The sequence below is a fragment of the Leclercia sp. Colony189 genome, assembly GCF_009740165.1.
Classification (GTDB): domain Bacteria; phylum Pseudomonadota; class Gammaproteobacteria; order Enterobacterales; family Enterobacteriaceae; genus Enterobacter.
In genome coordinates this window covers 2,640,862-2,657,898 of sequence record NZ_CP046557.1, presented here as the reverse complement: position 1 = coordinate 2,657,898, position 17,037 = coordinate 2,640,862, and the positions used below count along the sequence as shown (strand labels likewise).

Genomic DNA, 17,037 nt, shown 5'->3' with positions numbered 1-17,037 from the left:
TTAACTGCGTTAAAGATCGAAGGGATCAATTTATGCGTAAAGCCGCCTGGTAAAAAACCAGACGGCGACTCTTTTACTGCGGACGGGTTGCGGCTTTCATGGCGCTGACAAAGGCCTTCAGTTCGCTCAACATCTGTTCAGGCTTATCGACATTGTTCTCGATAATTTTGACGATCGCCGAGCCGGAAATCGCCCCGGCCGCCCCGGCGCCCAGCGCCGCGGTCACCTGCTCAGGCGCTGAAATACCAAAGCCCTGCAGCGGCGGTGCGGCATTGTACTCCGTCAGTTTTTCCACCAGATGGTGCAGCGGCAGGGCGGCTTTGTTCTCCGCACCGGTAACGCCGGCGCGGGACAGCAGGTAGGTATAGCCGCGACCGTGGGAGGCGATCTGGCGCAGCAGGCTATCATCGGCATTCGGTGGGCAGATAAAGATCGGCGCAACGTTGTGACGCATCGCCGCCTGGCGGAACGGGGCAGACTCCTCGACCGGGACATCGGCGACCAGCACCGAATCCACGCCCACGCGCGCGCACTCGGCGTAGAACTCGTCAATGCCGCGGTTAAAGACCAGGTTAGCGTACATCAGCAGGCCGATGGGCATCGCCGGGTATTTCTGACGGATGGTTGCCAGCATCTCGAAGCACTGGGTCGGGGTCACGCCTGCGGCAAAGGCGCGCAGGGTGGCACTCTGAATGGTCGGGCCATCGGCCAACGGATCGGAGAAGGGGATGCCCAGCTCCAGCGCGTCGGCGCCCGCTTCAACCAGGGCGTCGATGATTTTCAGCGACTGCTCCGGAGAGGGATCGCCCAGCGTGACGAAGGGAACAAACGCGCCTTCCTTGCGGGCCTTAAGTTCAGCAAACACGTTATCGTAACGTTCCATCAGATTTCCCCTCGTGCTTTCAGAATATCGTGAACGGTGAAGATATCTTTATCACCGCGACCGGACAGGTTCACCACCAGCAGCTGCTCTTTTTCCGGGTTCTCCTTGATCATTTTCAGGGCATGGGCCAGGGCGTGGGAAGATTCCAGCGCCGGGATAATCCCCTCCTTACGGCACAGGGTCTTGAACGCTTCCAGCGCTTCGTCATCGGTAATTGAGACGTACTCGGCGCGACCGATGCTGTTCAGGTGCGCGTGCTGCGGCCCCACGGACGGGAAGTCCAGCCCGGCAGAGATGGAGTACGACTCTTCAATCTGGCCTTCGTCGGTCTGCATCATCGGCGCTTTCATGCCGAAGTAGATGCCCACGCGGCCATGCTTCAGTGGCGCACCGTGCTCGCCGGTTTCAATTCCGTGACCAGCAGGTTCAACGCCGATCAGCCCCACACGGGTATCGTCGATGAAGTCAGCAAACATGCCGATGGCGTTAGAACCGCCGCCCACGCAGGCGATCACCGCATCCGGCAGGCGCCCCTCTTTTTCGAGGATCTGCGCTTTGGTCTCTTCGCCGATCATGCGCTGGAATTCACGCACGATGGTCGGGAACGGGTGCGGGCCCGCGGCGGTACCGAGCATATAGTGGGCGTTTTCATAGTTACCGGACCAGTCGCGCAGCGCCTCGTTACAGGCATCTTTCAGGGTGGCCGAGCCACTGTGCACCGGGATCACTTCCGCGCCCATCAGACGCATACGGAAGACGTTCGGCGACTGACGCTCAACGTCTTTTGCCCCCATGTAGATACGGCATTTCAGGCCGAGCAGGGCGCTGGCCAGCGCCGAAGCCACGCCGTGCTGACCGGCCCCGGTTTCGGCAATGATTTCGGTTTTACCCATCCGTTTTGCCAGCAGCGCCTGCCCCAGCACCTGGTTGGTTTTATGTGCGCCGCCGTGGAGCAGATCTTCACGCTTCAGATACAGGGTGGTGTTCGTCCCCTCCGTCAGGTTGCGGCATTTGGTCAGGGCCGTCGGACGTCCGGCATAGTTTTTCAACAGATCGGTGAACTCAGCCTGGAAGAGCGGATCTTTTTGCGCACTCACGAACGCCTCTTCAAGCTGGCGCAGGGCGGGCATCAGGATTTGCGGCACATACATGCCGCCAAACTCACCAAAATAGGGATTTAATAATGTGGTCATCTTCTCTTCCTTAATATGCACGCAGCGTTTTGAACACCGAAGCCAGTTTGCTGGCATCTTTTATGCCCGGCTGCGACTCAACGCCTGAATTAAAATCGAGACCTGCGCAGCCCGCTTTGGCGGCCTCAACGCAGTTATCGGGGCTTAAGCCCCCGGCGAGCAGGACGTTATCCAGCTTCTCGCCCTGGAGCAGCGACCAGTCAAAACGCTGCCCGGTTCCGCCCTGGCCATTATCCAGCACATACTTATCAACATGCTGCAGCGTGCGCGGCGGCAGGGTGTCGGCCACGCTCAGCGCTTTCCAGATTTGCACCTGCGGTTTTAGCCTTTCACGCAGGGCATCGATATACGCCTGATCTTCGCTGCCGTGCAGCTGGACGGCGGTCAGGGAAAGCGACTCTGCCGTGGCAGCCACCTGTTCGATGGCACCATTACGGAAGACGCCCACATACTGTAACGGGGCGGCGGCGATCACCTCGTGCGCCTGCGCCTCGGTCACGTTGCGCGGGGAGGCATCAACGAAGATCAGCCCGCCGTAAATGGCGCCCGCTTCATAAGCCGCGGCGGCATCCTGTGGACGCGTCAGGCCGCAGACCTTGTTCTCCCCTAGCAGCACGCGACGTACCGCGGCGCTGAGATCGTCCTGCTCCATCATCGCCGACCCAATCAGGAAGCCGTTGGCGAAGTGGCTCAGCTCGCGAACCTGGGCATAACTGTTGATCCCGGACTCGCTAATCACCGTTACGCCTGCGCCCAGACGCGGCGCCAGCTGGCGGGTGCGGTTCAGGTCGATGGAGAGATCGCGCAGGTCGCGGTTATTGATCCCGACCACTTTGGCCTCGAGGGCGATAGCGCGCTCCAGCTCCTCTTCGTTGCTCACTTCTGTCAGCACACCCATGTTCAGGCTGTGCGCGACCGCAGCAAGCTGGCGGTACTGTTCATCGTCCAGGACCGAGAGCATCAGCAGGCAGGCGTCGGCCTGATAAAAACGCGCCAGCCAGATTTGATACGGGTCGATGATAAAGTCTTTGCACAAAATCGGCTGCGGCGCGATGCCGCTGACGATGGGCAGAAAATCAAAACTTCCCTGAAAATATTTCTCATCGGTCAGCACCGAAATAGCCGAAGCGTGGTGCTTATAGATGGCGGCGATCTTCGCCGGGTCGAAATCGTCGCGGATCACCCCTTTCGACGGGGAGGCCTTTTTGCACTCCAGGATAAATGCGGTGCGCGCGCCCCGCAGGGCATCATAAAAACGACGGCTGCTCGGTACCACGTCATTCTGGAAACTGGCGAGCGGCTGCTGCTGTTTCCGCGCTTCAACCCAGATGGCCTTATCGGCAACGATTTTCGCTAATACGGTCTGCATTGTTTACCCTCTTGCCGCAAGTGCGGTCACTCGGTCGTAGGCTGCGCCGGAGCGCAGCACATCAATCACTTTTTGCGCGTTGACCTGTAAATCCTCTTCGCCGTGCAGACGCATCAGCATGGCGACGTTAGCGGCGACAGCGGCCTCATGCGCTGGTTCACCTTTACCTTGTAACAGGCGGGTCAGAATGTCACGGTTTTCTTCCGGGGTGCCGCCCGCAAGTTGTTCCTGGTGATACGGGGTTAAACCAAAGTCTGCTGCGTCAAGCTGATAGTTTTTGATTTCACCGTTGTGCAGTTCGGCCACCAGCGTCGGCGCATGGAGCGAGACTTCGTCCATTCCGCCGCTGTGAACCACCGCCGCTCGCTGATAACCGAGCACCCGCAGGGTTTCGGCGATCGGCAGCACCAGTTCAGGGCTGTAGACACCAATCAGCGCCAGCGGCGGGTGCGCCGGGTTGATCAGCGGCCCAAGCACATTAAACAGGGTGCGGGTCTTCAGCTGCTGACGCACCGGCATGGCATGGCGGAAGCCAGTGTGATACTTCGGCGCGAACAGGAAGCAGACGCCCAGTTCGTCCAGCGCATCGCGGGATTTCTCCGCATTCATGTCCAGATTAATCCCGAAGGCGGCCAGCAGATCCGACGAACCGGAACGGCTGGAGACGCTGCGGTTGCCGTGCTTCGCCACCTTCAGCCCACAGGCGGCAGCGACAAAGGCGCTGGCGGTGGAGATGTTGATGCTGTTACTGCCGTCACCGCCGGTACCGACGATATCCGCGAAGAGGTAGTCCGGGCGCGGGAACGGGGCGGCGTTTTCCAGCAATGCGGTGGCGGCACCGGCAATCTCCTGCGGCTGTTCACCGCGCACTTTCATGCTCACCAGCGCGGCAGCCAGCTGCTCAGGCTTCAGCTCACCGCGTACCACGGCGGAGAAGAGCTGGTGGCTCTCCTTCTGGCTCAGGGTCTGCGCCTGGTAGAGTTTTTCCAGAATCGGCTGCAGAGTGTTGGTCTGCTCCAGTTTCTGCAGCGCCCAGTTCAGGGTCTGCTCCAGCAGGCGCGCGCCCTGGGAGGTCAGAATGGATTCCGGGTGGAACTGCATCCCGCAAACCCGGTCCGCGTCGTGACGTACCGCCATTACCATCCCGTTGTAATGGGCGTTGATCGTCAGGCCCGCCGGGATGTTGCTGCCCACCAGCGAGTGGTAACGCGCCACCGGCAGGGGATTCATCAGCCCGGCAAACATCGCCTGGCCGTCGTGTTCAATGCTGGAGGCTTTCCCGTGCAGGATCTCACCGGCCTGGCCGACGTAGCCGCCGTAAGCCTCAACAATCGCCTGATGGCCCAGGCAGATGCCGATGATTGGCAGCTTGCCGCGCAGGCGGGTCAGCAGCTCCGGCATACAGCCTGCTTCGCTCGGCGCGCCAGGCCCCGGGGAGAGCATCAGCACCGGGTTTTGCATGGTGGCCAGACGGTCGATTAAGGTCTGAGCCGGGACATGGTTACGGTAAATCACCACGTTGTGACCGTTAGCACGCAGCTGATCCGCCAGGTTATAGGTAAAGGAGTCGATATTATCGAGCAGCAGAATGTCAGCCATCAGAAAATCTCCTGTGCGTGATGGGCAGTCGCAATGGCGCGCAGTACCGCGCGGGCCTTGTTACGGGTTTCGTCAGCTTCAGACTGCGGAACGGAGTCGAGAACGATGCCGGCACCCGCCTGGACGGTGGCAATGCTTTCTTCAACGTAGGCGGAGCGGATCACGATGCAGGTATCCAGATCGCCGTGGGCGGTGAAGTAACCCACCGCGCCGCCGTAGCTGCCGCGACGACGGCCTTCGGCCTGGGCAATCAGCTGCATGGCACGGACTTTTGGCGCGCCGCTCAGGGTGCCCATGTTCATGCAGGCGCGGTAGGCGTGTAGCACGTCCAGATCCTGACGCAGCTCGCCCACCACGCGGGAGACCAGATGCATCACGAAGGAGTAACGGTCCACTTTGGTTAAGTCGGCGACGTAACGGCTGCCCGGGGTGCAGATGCGCGCCAGGTCGTTACGGGCCAGGTCCACCAGCATCAGGTGTTCGGACATCTCTTTCTGGTCTGTGCGCATCTCCAGCTCAATGCGGCTGTCCAGATCGCGGTCCAGTGAGCCGTCGGCGCGACGACCGCGCGGGCGGGTTCCGGCAATGGGATAGATTTCAATCTGGCGGCTGGTGGCGTCGTACTTCAGGGAGCTCTCCGGCGAGGCGCCGAACAGCGTAAAATCGTTATCCTGCATAAAGAACATGTAGGGGCTGGGGTTGCTTTTCTTCAGCACGTCGTAGGCCGCCAGAGGAGACGGGCAGGGCAGGGAGAAACGACGGGACGGCACCACCTGGAAGATCTCGCCTGCGCGAATGGCTTTCTGCATCTGGCGCACCACCACGCCATATTCGTCGTCCGTCTGGCTGACGTCGCAACGCATCTGCTCCACGCGCTGCACCGGCAGTGCCGGCGGGGCTTCGTCCATTTGCGCCTGCAGTTGGGCAATGCGTTGCTCCAGGCGCTGCTTCTCCGCCAGTAACGGAGTAAACAGGCTGGCCTGAATGCGGGTGTACTTTTTCTGATGGTCGATCACCAGTAAGGTTTCCGCCAGATAGAAGCAGTAGTCCGGACAGCGGTTTCCCTGCTCTAGCTCGGGGAGATCTTCAAAACCGGCCACCAGATCGTAGGCAAACAGTCCGCCAAAGAACATCGCTTCGCGCTCGCTTTCCGGGACGTTTACCAGATTTTGCAGCAGGCGGAAGGCATCAAACACCGACAGAGAACAGAGGCGGGCATCTTCATCCAGCAGCTGGCTCACCGGCGGGAAGTGCAGGATCCGCTGGTCCGGGCGATGTTCGTTCTCAATGCCCGCGGGCAGGACATCGTCCAGCAGCGACAGCAGGGCCGCACCGTTTTCAGAAAGCGCCTTCAGGGTGACGGTGTTGCCCAGGGCGGTGATGCGCAGGGCGCTGTCGACCAGCAGCAGGCTTTTCAGATCGTCTTTACTGTCGATATCCGCCGACTCCAGCAGCAGCGTGGCAGGACGGGCGCCACACACCTGATGGAACAGGGCTGTGGGATTGTGGCGATAGGCCGCCTCACGGGTCAGCAGTTCAAGGTTCGGTTTGGCTGTTTGCATTATGTTGTTCTCTTTATTCTGTTCATAAAAAAGCCCGCTCAGTGGCGGGCCAGGTATCTGTATGCATGACGCAGACGTACGACACTGCCCGACAATTCAGGAGGTGCGCCACCAGCTATGCAGAGAAAAATGTGCGGTCATTTCCAGATACCTCGTTGAGTGAACTTGCGTACTAGTTAACTAGTTCGATAGCCTAATGTCAACCCCCCGATTTCAGAATTTCACCACATGCCGTTATGATGGCGGCGCAGATATTGACGAGCAGTGACGGGAGCCGCTTTGAGCGACACGAATTACGCAGTGATTTATGATTTACACAGCCATACCCAGGCCTCCGATGGCCTGCTTACGCCTGAAGAGCTTGTCCATCGTGCCCATGAGATGCGCGTGGGTACGCTGGCCATTACCGATCACGACACCACCGAGGCCATTGCGGCCGCGCGGGCGGAAATTGCCCGCAGCGGATTGCCCCTGACCTTAATCACCGGCGTGGAGATTTCCACCGTCTGGGAAAACCACGAGATCCATATCGTCGGGTTAAACATCGATATTGAGAACCCGACCCTCTGTGCGTTCCTGGATGAACAAAAGATGCGGCGTGTACAGCGGGCAGAGATGATCGCCGAACGTCTGGAGAAAGCGCATATTCCCGGCGCGTGGGAAGGGGCCCTGCGTCTGGCGAATGGCGGGGCGGTGACCCGCGCCCACTTTGCCCGTTTTCTGATTGAAGCCGGGAAAGCAAATAACATTGCGGATGTGTTTAAAAAATATCTCGCCCGCGGGAAAACCGGATACGTTCCTCCCCAGTGGTGTACAATAGAACAAGCTATTGATGTCATTCATCATTCTGGTGGTAAGGCGGTACTGGCCCATCCGGGGCGGTATAACCTTTCCGCCAAATGGCTGAAACGTCTGCTGGCATACTTTGCCGAACACGGCGGAGAGGCGATGGAAGTCGCTCAGTGTCAGCAGGCACCCAACGAGCGCAGTCAGCTGGCTGAATATGCCCGCCAGTATGGACTCTTTGCCTCCCAGGGCTCTGATTTTCATCAGCCTTGTCCCTGGATAGAGCTGGGACGCAAGCTCTGGTTACCCGCCGGTGTCGAGCCGGTGTGGCACCTCTGGGAGCAGCCAACGCCAATTGAAGAGAGGGGAGTATGAGCCAATTTTTTTATATCCATCCTGACAATCCGCAGCCGCGTTTGATTAATCAGGCCGTGGAGATCGTGCGTAAGGGTGGCGTTATTGTCTATCCAACTGACTCAGGCTATGCGCTGGGCTGTAAGATCGAAGACAAAAACGCGATGGAGCGTATCTGCCGGATCCGCAACCTGCCTAACGGGCATAACTTTACCCTGATGTGCCGCGATCTCTCTGAGTTATCGACCTACTCCTACGTGGATAACGTGGCGTTTCGGTTGATCAAAAATAACACGCCGGGTAATTACACCTTTATCCTCAAGGGGACGAAAGAGGTGCCGCGCCGCCTGCTGCAGGAAAAACGCAAAACCATCGGGATGCGCGTGCCGTCAAACCCGATTGCTCAGGCGCTTCTCGAGACGCTGGGCGAGCCGATGCTCTCCACCTCGCTGATGTTACCGGGCAGCGACTTTACGGAATCCGATCCCGATGAGATCAAAGACCGTCTGGAGAAACAGGTTGAGCTGGTGATTCACGGCGGCTATCTCGGCCAACAGCCGACCACGGTGATCGATTTAACGGAAGATGCCCCGGTTGTGCTGCGTGAAGGGGTGGGGGACGTGAAGCCTTTCCTGTAATTTCATAGGGTACAGGGTCATCTGTTTAGCATGATATTCTCGCTATAATGACCCTGATATTATCACTCCGCCTGTCTTCTTATTCCTTCCTGTAGTAAATATCTTGTGATTTTCTGAAAATAGTTCGTTGCTGGAATAATCTCGCCCCTGCCTGAATATGTTGATGTACGATAAGCGAACATATGCTTATTGAAAAAAGGCTATCTATGGCGTTGCAAGGGAAGTTAATCCTCAACGGGGCAGACTATGCGCCTTTTAATCTTACGGCGTGGGTGTATTTATGGCGCATTCGGGGTTAGGGGCATACCGGAACAATATTAACTGTGCTGCTGTTGCAAAATTAGGGCCTATCCCACCCGGAAAATATTGGATTGTAGATCGCAAAGAAGGCAACTACTTTTCTCAGAAGCTAACGGAAATACACGATGAGGCTAATAGATTTTTTGGCCGACGTGCCTTTGGCAAGTCGGACTGGTTTGCGTTATGGCGCGATGACTGGAATATCGACGATGATACCTGGATAGAAAATGTCAAGCGCGGCAACTTCCGGTTGCATCCCGGTACAGTTTCCAAAGGTTGTATAACTATCGCCAATAATTCAGATTTTTCGATGATCCGCAATGCGCTTATGAATACCTCACTTATACAGGTTCCCTGTATGCGGTCGTTAATGGCGCGGGGATGGGTGGAGGTGGTTGATGGCGGCAATACTAAAAAAAATTGCGCATAAAATCATTAAATTTATTTATTTTATTTTATTGTTATATTGTGTTGGTCACACTTTCCCATATGCCGAATTATATATTGATGAGGATTTTGCAACAAAATGGGCGTTGTTTTTCTATGGGGGTGAAGACGCAGAATCCATGTATGACGCTTATACCGATATAGATCTATCTATAATGATATCAATAGCAATGCCAATATATTTTATAACAATGAAGTTAATCAAAAAATTAAGGAGCAAATAAAATGCCAATTCCTCCGTATTTGTGGCTCAATGACGATGGTGGCGCCGATATTAAAGGTTCTGTAGACGTGCAGGACCGTGAAGGCAGCGTCGAAATTATCGGGCTGAGTCATGGCATCAACCTGCCTGTTGACAGTGCCAACGGTAAAATTACCGGTACACGCCAACACTCATCCATGATGATTGAAAAGGAAGTCGATAGCTCCACGCCCTACCTCTATAAAGCAGCCGCGACAGGCCAGACGTTGAAAAGTGCCGAGATCAGGTTTTATCACATTAACGACGCAGGACAGGAAGTCTGCTATTACACGGTGTTGATGGAAAACGTGAAGATCACTGGCGTTAACTGCGCTGTACCTAACGTAAAATTATCGGGCAACGATAAAATGAATCATGTAGAAAGCGTCAGTATTCAGTATGAAAAAATCACCTGGCGTATCGTGGATGGCAACATTTAGTTCACCGATGCCTGGAATGAGCGGCCTACGGCCTGAGAAATCTGCCTGCCCAAATCGTTGGGTTTGCTTCAGGTTACCAGCACCCGCTCGCCGCGGCGCAAAACTTGTTGAATCATTTAGTCTAAAATTCATGTAGTATGTGCGGCCATGAATCACTGGGCGAGACGTATTGTCTGCCATTATGTGTGCTGTGAAAAAGTTACAGATCATTGAGTTAAGGTTGAATCGCGCTTAACTCCTTGTTTTCGAATGTATACCAGACGCCTGTGAAGGCGACACCTGAAGGAAGCTCAATGAGCGAGAAATTACAGAAAGTGCTGGCCCGCGCCGGCCACGGTTCACGCCGTGAAATCGAAACCATTATCGAAGCAGGTCGTGTCAGTGTGGACGGTAAAATCGCCACGCTGGGCGACCGTGTGGAAATCGTACCAGGCCTGAAAATCCGTATCGATGGCCACCTGATCTCGGTGAAAGAGTCCGCCGAGCAAATCTGCCGCGTACTGGCTTACTATAAGCCGGAAGGCGAGCTCTGCACCCGCAACGATCCGGAAGGTCGCCCAACCGTATTCGACCGCCTGCCAAAACTGCGCGGCGCGCGCTGGATCGCTGTAGGTCGTCTGGATGTTAACACCTGTGGCCTGCTGCTCTTCACTACCGATGGTGAACTGGCAAACCGTCTGATGCACCCAAGCCGTGAAGTGGAGCGTGAATATGCGGTCCGCGTGTTCGGTGAAGTTGACGACAATAAGATCCGTGAGCTCTCCCGCGGCGTGCAGCTTGAAGATGGCCCGGCTGCGTTTAAAACCATCAAGTTTACCGGTGGTGAAGGTATTAACCAGTGGTACAACGTCACCCTGACCGAAGGCCGTAACCGCGAGGTGCGTCGCCTGTGGGAAGCCGTTGGCGTGCAGGTTAGCCGCCTGATCCGCGTTCGCTACGGTGACATTCTTCTGCCGAAGGGGCTGCCACGTGGCGGCTATACCGAGCTGGATTTAACCCAGACCAACTATCTGCGTGAGCTGGTGCAGCTGGCGCCGGAAACCTCCTCGAAAGTGGCGGTAGAAAAAGATCGTCGCCGCATGAAGGCGAACCAGATCCGTCGTGCGGTTAAACGCCATAGCCAGGTCAGCGGCAATCGCCGCTCTGGCAGCCGTAACAACAACGGCTAAAAAATAAAAAACCCGGCCTGGCCGGGTTTTTTGTTAATAGTCGATGCCGATTTGCGCTTTAACGCCTGCATCAAAGGCGTGTTTCACCGGGCGTAACTCGCTGACCGTATCCGCCATCTCCATAAGATCCCGATGACAGCCGCGCCCGGTAATAATCACCGTCTGGTGCGCCGGTCGGTTGTTCAGCGCATCAACCACTTCCTGTAACGGTAAATAGTCGTAGGCCACCATATAGGTGATCTCATCGAGCAGAACCATATTCAACGTGGTATCCGCCAGCATGCGCTTTGCATGCTCCCAGACCGCCAGGCAGGCCGCGGTGTCAGTGTCGCGGTTTTGCGTGTCCCAGGTAAAGCCGGTCGCCATAACCTGAAACTCTACACCCTGCGGCTCCAGCAGATTACGCTCGCCGTTAGGCCACTCGCCTTTGATGAACTGGATCACACCCACCTTTTGTCCATGACCGACGGCGCGCGTGGCGGTCCCAAAAGCGGCAGTGGTTTTGCCTTTGCCGTTGCCGGTGAAGACGATAATAATTCCGCGCTCATCCTGAGCTGCGGCAACGCGGGCATCGACCTGCTCTTTCAGGCGCTGCTGGCGCTGCTGATGACGTTCATCACTCATTGCGATATTCCTGGTTTACGGCCGGGTTGGGCATCAAAGGTCATGCCGGTTTTCCGGCGGCTGTCATCGCCCATCAGCCACAGATAAAGCGGCATGATATCGGCAGGGGTTTTCAGTTTAAGCGGATCTTCGCTCGGGAACGCGCTGGCGCGCATGCTGGTGCGGGTCCCGCCGGGGTTGATGCAGTTTACGCGCAGATGGCGGTTCTGATACTCCTCGGCCAGGACCTGCATCATCCCTTCGGTGGCAAATTTCGAGGCGGCATAGGCGCCCCAGTTAGCCCGACCCTGACGCCCAACGCTGGATGAGGTAAACACCAGCGAGCCGGAATCAGACTTCAGTAATAAAGGAAGCAATGCCTGGGTAAGGAAGAAGGTACCGTTAACGTTGACCTGCATCACCTGCTGCCAGATCTCCGGCGTTTGCTCTTCCATGGGCCGCACTTCGCCAAGGAAGCCCGCATTATGTAGTACTCCGTCCAGACGGGGATACTCAGCGGCAATACGATCAGCAAGTTCCCTGCAGCTCTGGGGGGTACAGGTTAACAGGTCGAGAACATATTCGCGGGTCTGCGCGCCACCTTCACTGGCGATCGCCTGAGCGACGTCACGCAATTTATCTTCATTACGTCCCAGCAGAATCAGGCGCGCACCGTGGCGGGCGTAAGTCAGCGCCGCTTCGCGACCAATACCGTCGCTGGCGCCCGTGACCAAAATAATACGTTTTTGCAGTAGATCTTTTTTCGGTTGATAGTGCAAGGTCACTCCTCTGGCGCGCGTTGGCGCGGCCCATGCTGTGCGGTCTCTTTTCGGCTTTATGCCCGAAAGCGCGGTTGATTACAATCAGTCTACCGGAGAGTTCGCTGTAAAATTAACAATTTGCAAATATTTCATTCATAAATAAACATTTCTGAAGAGGGCTCGCAAGGGTATCGTCAGGTAAGAGACGCCTGGTGAAGGCTGTTGTACACTGGGTGGGAAAACAAGTGGTTAAACCAAGGTGGACGCGTGGAATTACTTTCTGAGTACGGTTTATTTCTGGCCAAAATTGCGACGGTGGTGATTGCCATTGCGGTGATCGCCGTTCTGATTGTTAACCTGACGCAGCGCAAACGTCAGCGCGGCGAGTTGCGCATTACCCGCTTAAGCGAGCAGTACACTGAGATGAAGGAAGAGATGTCAGTGGCGCTGCTCGATGCGCATCAGCAAAAACAGTGGCACAAAGCGCAGAAGAAAAAGCACAAACTTGAAGCGAAAGCGGCAAAGCAGAAAGCAAAGCAGGAACTCCATCCGGAGGTGGCAAAGCCACGGGTCTATGTGCTGGACTTTAAAGGCAGCATGGACGCCCATGAAGTCTCCTCCCTGCGCGAGGAGATCACTGCTGTGCTGGCGGTGGCAAGAGCTGAAGATCAGGTGGTGCTGCGTCTCGAAAGCCCGGGTGGGGTGGTACATGGTTACGGGCTGGCCTCTTCACAGCTACAACGTCTGCGTGACAAACATATCCCGCTGACGGTGGCGGTGGATAAAGTCGCTGCCAGCGGCGGTTATATGATGGCTTGCGTGGCCGATAAAATTGTCGCGGCGCCTTTCTCTATTATTGGTTCGATTGGCGTGGTGGCGCAGATCCCTAACTTCAATCGTTTCCTGAAAAATAAAGACATCGATGTTGAGCTTCACACGGCGGGCCAGTACAAGCGCACGCTGACCCTGTTGGGTGAAAACACCGAAGAGGGGCGACAGAAATTCCGCGAAGATCTCAATGACACCCATCAGCTGTTTAAAGGATTTGTGAAGCAGATGCGACCCACGCTCGATATCGACGAGGTTGCCACCGGCGAGCACTGGTACGGTACCCAGGCGCTGGAAAAAGGGCTAGTGGACCAGGTGGGAACCAGCGACGATCTGCTGCTCTCGCTGATGGAGGGCCGCGAGCTGGTGGGCGTGCGCTATACGCGCCGTAAAAAGCTGATGGACCGCTTTACCAACAGCGCCGCAGAGAGCGCGGATCGTCTGCTGCTGCGCTGGCTACAGCGAGGTCAGAAACCGCTACTGTGAATAAAAACGCGAGGCCAGTGCCTCGCGTTTTTGCATCAATCAACCAGGTGGTACTTTTCAGATAAGACATGGGCGAGGTATTTAAACATATTAAATACCGCCGTGCTGCGAGGGGTTGGTAGCCCCTGCTCATCGAGAAAGTACTCACCGCTGAACACCAGCACACCATTGCGCTGTTCCACGCCCGTGGCTTCGATCCCGGCCATGGTGTCGTCATGTTCACGAATGAGTTTATTTGCTTCAACAAGCAACGTTTCACGGTCAATGGGTTGGGTATTTTGCTGCATTATCCACTCCTTAAACAGTGATATTAGTCTACGCCGCCGCGGTGCCGGGAGCAAATTTTCCCCGTTTTACCCCCTCCAGGGCAAGAGGTACAGCGCTGGCGTGATTTGCTTTTGCATGCTAATAAAGTTGCGTAACGGATTTTATCAGGTAGAGTGTGCGCTTTCGTCATTCTGGCAACAGATTTGCTTGACATTCGACCTAAATCTCGTCGTGTGGTTATACTGGAGCGAGAAAAATCGCGTCAACTCAACTGCTTATGTGATGTCGATTTTATGACTGAACGGCAAACGGGGTTGATATCCACTCGTGGCGTCGTTATATAAATGTCTCGTCGCCAGGGGAAGGTGAACTCACGCGACGTATTCCTGGAAGAAACAAATTAGGTAAAGGTGAATATGGGTAAAGCTCTCGTTATCGTTGAGTCCCCGGCAAAAGCCAAAACGATCAATAAGTATTTGGGTAGTGACTACGTGGTTAAGTCCAGCGTCGGTCATATCCGCGATCTGCCGACCAGTGGCTCAGCCAAGAAGAGCGCCGACTCTACCTCCACCAAAGGGGCCAAAAAGCCTAAAAAGGATGAACGTAGCGCGCTCGTAAATCGCATGGGAGTTAACCCATGGGATAACTGGCAGGCACAGTACGAAGTACTGCCGGGTAAAGAGAAAGTCGTCTCCGAGCTGAAACAGCTGGCGGAAAAAGCCGACCACATCTATCTCGCAACCGACCTTGACCGCGAAGGGGAGGCCATTGCATGGCACCTGCGGGAAGTGATCGGGGGCGATGACACACGCTACAGCCGCGTAGTGTTTAACGAAATTACTAAAAACGCGATCCGCCAGGCCTTTGAAAAGCCGGGTGAGCTGAATATCGACCGCGTCAACGCTCAGCAGGCGCGCCGCTTTATGGACCGCGTCGTGGGTTACATGGTTTCTCCACTGCTGTGGAAAAAGATTGCGCGTGGACTCTCCGCAGGCCGCGTACAGTCTGTTGCCGTGCGTCTGGTGGTTGAACGGGAACGCGAAATTAAAGCGTTCGTGCCAGAAGAGTTCTGGGAAGTTGACGCCAGCGTGACCACGCCGGGCGGCGACACCCTGCCGCTGGAAGTGTCGCACCAGAACGATAAGCCGTTCCGTCCTGAAAATCGCGAACAGACCATGGCCGCGGTAGCGCTGCTGGAAAAAGCGCGCTATCAGGTGCTGGATCGTGAAGACAAACCGACCAGCAGCAAGCCTGGCGCACCGTTTATCACCTCCACATTGCAGCAGGCGGCCAGCACCCGTCTGGGCTATGGCGTGAAAAAAACCATGATGATGGCGCAGCGTCTGTATGAAGCGGGTCACATCACCTATATGCGTACTGACTCTACCAACCTGAGCCAGGACGCCGTCAACATGGTGCGTGATTACATTGGCGACAATTTCGGTAAGAAATACCTGCCGGAAAGCGCCAATCAGTACAACAGCAAAGAGAACTCCCAGGAAGCGCACGAAGCGATTCGTCCTTCTGACGTCTCTGTGCTGGCGGAATCCCTCAAGGATATGGAAGCCGATGCGCAAAAACTGTATCAGCTGATCTGGCGCCAGTTTGTTGCCTGTCAGATGACCCCGGCGCAGTATGACTCCACCACGCTGACCGTCGGTGCGGGCGATTTCCGCCTCAAGGCGCGTGGCCGTATCCTGCGTTTCGATGGCTGGACCAAAGTGATGCCTGCGCTGCGTAAGGGCGATGAAGACAAAACCCTGCCAGCGGTCAACGCCGGGGATGAACTTTCCCTGGTTGAGCTGACGCCTGCTCAGCACTTCACCAAGCCGCCGGCACGCTTCAGCGAAGCCTCGCTGGTGAAAGAGCTGGAAAAACGTGGTATCGGTCGTCCGTCGACCTATGCGTCGATCATCTCGACCATTCAGGATCGCGGCTATGTGCGCACGGAAAACCGCCGTTTCTATGCGGAGAAAATGGGTGAAATCGTCACCGATCGCCTGGAAGATAACTTCCGCGAGCTGATGAACTACGATTTTACCGCGCAGATGGAAAATAGCCTGGACCAGGTGGCTAACCATGAAGCCGAGTGGAAGAAGGTGCTGGATAGCTTCTTCAGCGACTTCACCAAGCAGCTGGATAAAGCGGAAAAAGATCCGGAAGAGGGGGGCATGCAGCCGAACCAGATGGTGCTGACCAGCATCGACTGTCCGACCTGCGGCCGTAAGATGGGTATTCGTACCGCCACGACCGGTGTCTTCCTTGGCTGCTCAGGCTATGCGTTGTCGCCGAAAGAGCGCTGCAAAACCACCATCAACCTGGTGCCGGAAAACGAAGTGCTGAACGTGCTGGAAGGCGACGATGCGGAAACCAACGCATTACGCGCCAAACGCCGCTGCAATAAGTGCGGCACAGCGATGGACAGCTACCTCATCGACCCGAAACGTAAGCTGCATGTCTGCGGTAACAACCCGACCTGCGACGGTTACGAGATTGAAGAGGGTGAGTTCCGCATCAAGGGTTATGACGGTCCGATTGTGGAATGCGAGAAGTGTGGTTCTGAAATGCACCTGAAAATGGGGCGTTTTGGTAAGTACATGGCCTGCACCAATGACGACTGCAAAAACACGCGTAAGATCCTGCGTAACGGTGAAGTGGCACCGCCGAAGGAAGATCCGGTTCCGTTGCCGGAGCTGCCGTGTGAAAAATCCGATGCGTACTTTGTACTGCGTGACGGTGCTGCGGGCGTCTTCCTGGCGGCGAATACCTTCCCGAAATCGCGTGAAACGCGTGCGCCGCTGGTTGAGGAGCTATACCGCTTCCGCGATCGCCTGCCAGAAAAACTGCGTTATCTGGCTGATGCACCGCAGCAGGATGCAGAAGGTAATAAGACCGTGGTGCGTTTTAGCCGTAAAACCAAGCAGCAATATGTCGCTGCTGAGAAAGAGGGTAAAGCCACCGGCTGGTCAGCATTTTATGTTGACGGCAAATGGGTTGAAGGCAAGAAATAGCCTTAATTTACGCTAAGTTACCTCGCAAGGGCCGGTATTCCGGCCCTTTTTTATTACCGGGTTATTATTTTTTGTTACGGGCTATACAGCAAAGATATAA

15 protein-coding genes, 1 pseudogene and 1 other annotated feature are annotated in these 17,037 nt (G+C 55.9%); of the genes and pseudogenes, 8 read left to right on the top strand and 8 right to left on the bottom strand.

Annotation, left to right across the window (positions count from 1 at the left end):
• Nucleotides 1–73: 73 nt before the first annotated feature.
• The 5 genes from trpA to GNG29_RS12550 are packed head-to-tail and all read right to left on the bottom strand — an operon-like array spanning nt 74 to nt 6,606.
• Nucleotides 74–883, bottom strand: a complete 810-nt coding sequence (gene trpA, locus GNG29_RS12570) for a tryptophan synthase subunit alpha (RefSeq protein ID WP_156654659.1) — start codon at nt 881–883, stop codon at nt 74–76.
• On the bottom strand, nt 883–2,076 hold the full coding sequence (gene trpB, locus GNG29_RS12565; RefSeq protein WP_103179902.1) for a tryptophan synthase subunit beta: 1,194 nt from the start codon (nt 2,074–2,076) through the stop codon (nt 883–885). The genes trpA and trpB overlap by 1 nt, the downstream gene beginning before the upstream one ends.
• 10 nt (nt 2,077–2,086) lie before the next feature.
• Nucleotides 2,087–3,445 carry a bifunctional indole-3-glycerol-phosphate synthase TrpC/phosphoribosylanthranilate isomerase TrpF gene (gene trpCF / locus GNG29_RS12560; protein ID WP_103179901.1) on the bottom strand — a complete coding sequence of 453 codons (1,359 nt, stop codon included), beginning with the start codon at nt 3,443–3,445 and terminating at the stop codon, nt 2,087–2,089.
• 3 nt (nt 3,446–3,448) lie between these two features.
• Nucleotides 3,449–5,044: a bifunctional anthranilate synthase glutamate amidotransferase component TrpG/anthranilate phosphoribosyltransferase TrpD gene (gene trpD / locus GNG29_RS12555; protein WP_156654658.1), complete on the bottom strand. Its 1,596-nt coding sequence runs from the start codon at nt 5,042–5,044 to the stop codon at nt 3,449–3,451.
• The gene (locus GNG29_RS12550; RefSeq protein WP_156654657.1) at nt 5,044–6,606 is read right to left on the bottom strand and encodes an anthranilate synthase component 1; all 1,563 of its coding nucleotides are present in this window, start codon (nt 6,604–6,606) and stop codon (nt 5,044–5,046) included. The genes trpD and GNG29_RS12550 overlap by 1 nt, the downstream gene beginning before the upstream one ends.
• A gap of 24 nt (nt 6,607–6,630) precedes the next feature.
• Nucleotides 6,631–6,726 (bottom strand) — a sequence feature (Trp leader region).
• A gap of 159 nt (nt 6,727–6,885) precedes the next feature.
• Here GNG29_RS12550 and rnm point away from each other — a divergent pair.
• From rnm to rluB, 6 genes and pseudogenes are all read left to right on the top strand, one after another.
• The gene (gene rnm, locus GNG29_RS12545; RefSeq protein WP_156654656.1) at nt 6,886–7,767 is read left to right on the top strand and encodes an RNase RNM; all 882 of its coding nucleotides are present in this window, start codon (nt 6,886–6,888) and stop codon (nt 7,765–7,767) included.
• Nucleotides 7,764–8,384 carry an L-threonylcarbamoyladenylate synthase gene (locus tag GNG29_RS12540; protein ID WP_103179897.1) on the top strand — a complete coding sequence of 207 codons (621 nt, stop codon included), beginning with the start codon at nt 7,764–7,766 and terminating at the stop codon, nt 8,382–8,384. Before rnm ends, GNG29_RS12540 begins: the two co-directional genes overlap by 4 nt.
• Before the next feature lie 206 nt (nt 8,385–8,590).
• Nucleotides 8,591–9,114, top strand: a pseudogene (locus GNG29_RS12535) (DUF2778 domain-containing protein).
• The gene (locus GNG29_RS12530; protein ID WP_103179895.1) at nt 9,083–9,355 is read left to right on the top strand and encodes a hypothetical protein; all 273 of its coding nucleotides are present in this window, start codon (nt 9,083–9,085) and stop codon (nt 9,353–9,355) included. The pseudogene GNG29_RS12535 and the gene GNG29_RS12530 overlap by 32 nt, the downstream one beginning before the upstream one ends.
• Before the next feature lies 1 nt (nt 9,356).
• Nucleotides 9,357–9,812 carry a type VI secretion system tube protein TssD gene (locus GNG29_RS12525; protein ID WP_156654655.1) on the top strand — a complete coding sequence of 152 codons (456 nt, stop codon included), beginning with the start codon at nt 9,357–9,359 and terminating at the stop codon, nt 9,810–9,812.
• Nucleotides 9,813–10,105: 293 nt separating this feature from the next.
• On the top strand, nt 10,106–10,981 hold the full coding sequence (rluB, locus tag GNG29_RS12520) for a 23S rRNA pseudouridine(2605) synthase RluB (protein WP_103179893.1): 876 nt from the start codon (nt 10,106–10,108) through the stop codon (nt 10,979–10,981).
• A 33-nt stretch (nt 10,982–11,014) separates the two neighbouring features.
• Here the strand turns inward: rluB and cobO are convergent, their stop codons facing one another.
• Entirely contained in the window at nt 11,015–11,605 is a 591-nt protein-coding gene (gene cobO / locus GNG29_RS12515; RefSeq protein ID WP_103179892.1) for a cob(I)yrinic acid a,c-diamide adenosyltransferase, read from the bottom strand.
• The gene (locus GNG29_RS12510) at nt 11,602–12,363 is read right to left on the bottom strand and encodes a YciK family oxidoreductase (protein ID WP_103179891.1); all 762 of its coding nucleotides are present in this window, start codon (nt 12,361–12,363) and stop codon (nt 11,602–11,604) included. The genes cobO and GNG29_RS12510 overlap by 4 nt, the downstream gene beginning before the upstream one ends.
• Nucleotides 12,364–12,612: 249 nt before the next feature.
• Here GNG29_RS12510 and sohB point away from each other — a divergent pair, with 249 nt between their 5' ends.
• Nucleotides 12,613–13,659, top strand: coding sequence for a protease SohB (gene sohB, locus GNG29_RS12505; protein WP_103179890.1), 1,047 nt, complete (start codon nt 12,613–12,615; stop codon nt 13,657–13,659).
• A 35-nt stretch (nt 13,660–13,694) separates the two neighbouring features.
• Here the strand turns inward: sohB and GNG29_RS12500 are convergent, their stop codons facing one another.
• Nucleotides 13,695–13,946, bottom strand: a complete 252-nt coding sequence (locus GNG29_RS12500; RefSeq protein ID WP_156654654.1) for a YciN family protein — start codon at nt 13,944–13,946, stop codon at nt 13,695–13,697.
• A 396-nt stretch (nt 13,947–14,342) separates the two neighbouring features.
• Between GNG29_RS12500 and topA the strand changes: the two genes are divergently transcribed.
• Nucleotides 14,343–16,937, top strand: a complete 2,595-nt coding sequence (gene topA / locus GNG29_RS12495) for a type I DNA topoisomerase (protein WP_156654653.1) — start codon at nt 14,343–14,345, stop codon at nt 16,935–16,937.
• Nucleotides 16,938–17,037: the final 100 nt, after the last annotated feature.

What these genes read in the sequence shown, in the direction of transcription:
- trpA (WP_156654659.1), bottom strand. Translation starts at nt 883, where the DNA reads ATGGAACGTTACGATAACGTGTTTGCTGAACTTAAGGCCCGCAAGGAA.
- trpB (WP_103179902.1), bottom strand. Translation starts at nt 2,076, where the DNA reads ATGACCACATTATTAAATCCCTATTTTGGTGAGTTTGGCGGCATGTAT.
- trpCF (WP_103179901.1), bottom strand. Translation starts at nt 3,445, where the DNA reads ATGCAGACCGTATTAGCGAAAATCGTTGCCGATAAGGCCATCTGGGTT.
- trpD (WP_156654658.1), bottom strand. Translation starts at nt 5,044, where the DNA reads ATGGCTGACATTCTGCTGCTCGATAATATCGACTCCTTTACCTATAAC.
- GNG29_RS12550 (WP_156654657.1), bottom strand. Translation starts at nt 6,606, where the DNA reads ATGCAAACAGCCAAACCGAACCTTGAACTGCTGACCCGTGAGGCGGCC.
- GNG29_RS12540 (WP_103179897.1), top strand. Translation starts at nt 7,764, where the DNA reads ATGAGCCAATTTTTTTATATCCATCCTGACAATCCGCAGCCGCGTTTG.
- GNG29_RS12530 (WP_103179895.1), top strand. Translation starts at nt 9,083, where the DNA reads ATGGCGGCAATACTAAAAAAAATTGCGCATAAAATCATTAAATTTATT.
- GNG29_RS12525 (WP_156654655.1), top strand. Translation starts at nt 9,357, where the DNA reads ATGCCAATTCCTCCGTATTTGTGGCTCAATGACGATGGTGGCGCCGAT.
- rluB (WP_103179893.1), top strand. Translation starts at nt 10,106, where the DNA reads ATGAGCGAGAAATTACAGAAAGTGCTGGCCCGCGCCGGCCACGGTTCA.
- cobO (WP_103179892.1), bottom strand. Translation starts at nt 11,605, where the DNA reads ATGAGTGATGAACGTCATCAGCAGCGCCAGCAGCGCCTGAAAGAGCAG.
- GNG29_RS12500 (WP_156654654.1), bottom strand. Translation starts at nt 13,946, where the DNA reads ATGCAGCAAAATACCCAACCCATTGACCGTGAAACGTTGCTTGTTGAA.
- topA (WP_156654653.1), top strand. Translation starts at nt 14,343, where the DNA reads ATGGGTAAAGCTCTCGTTATCGTTGAGTCCCCGGCAAAAGCCAAAACG.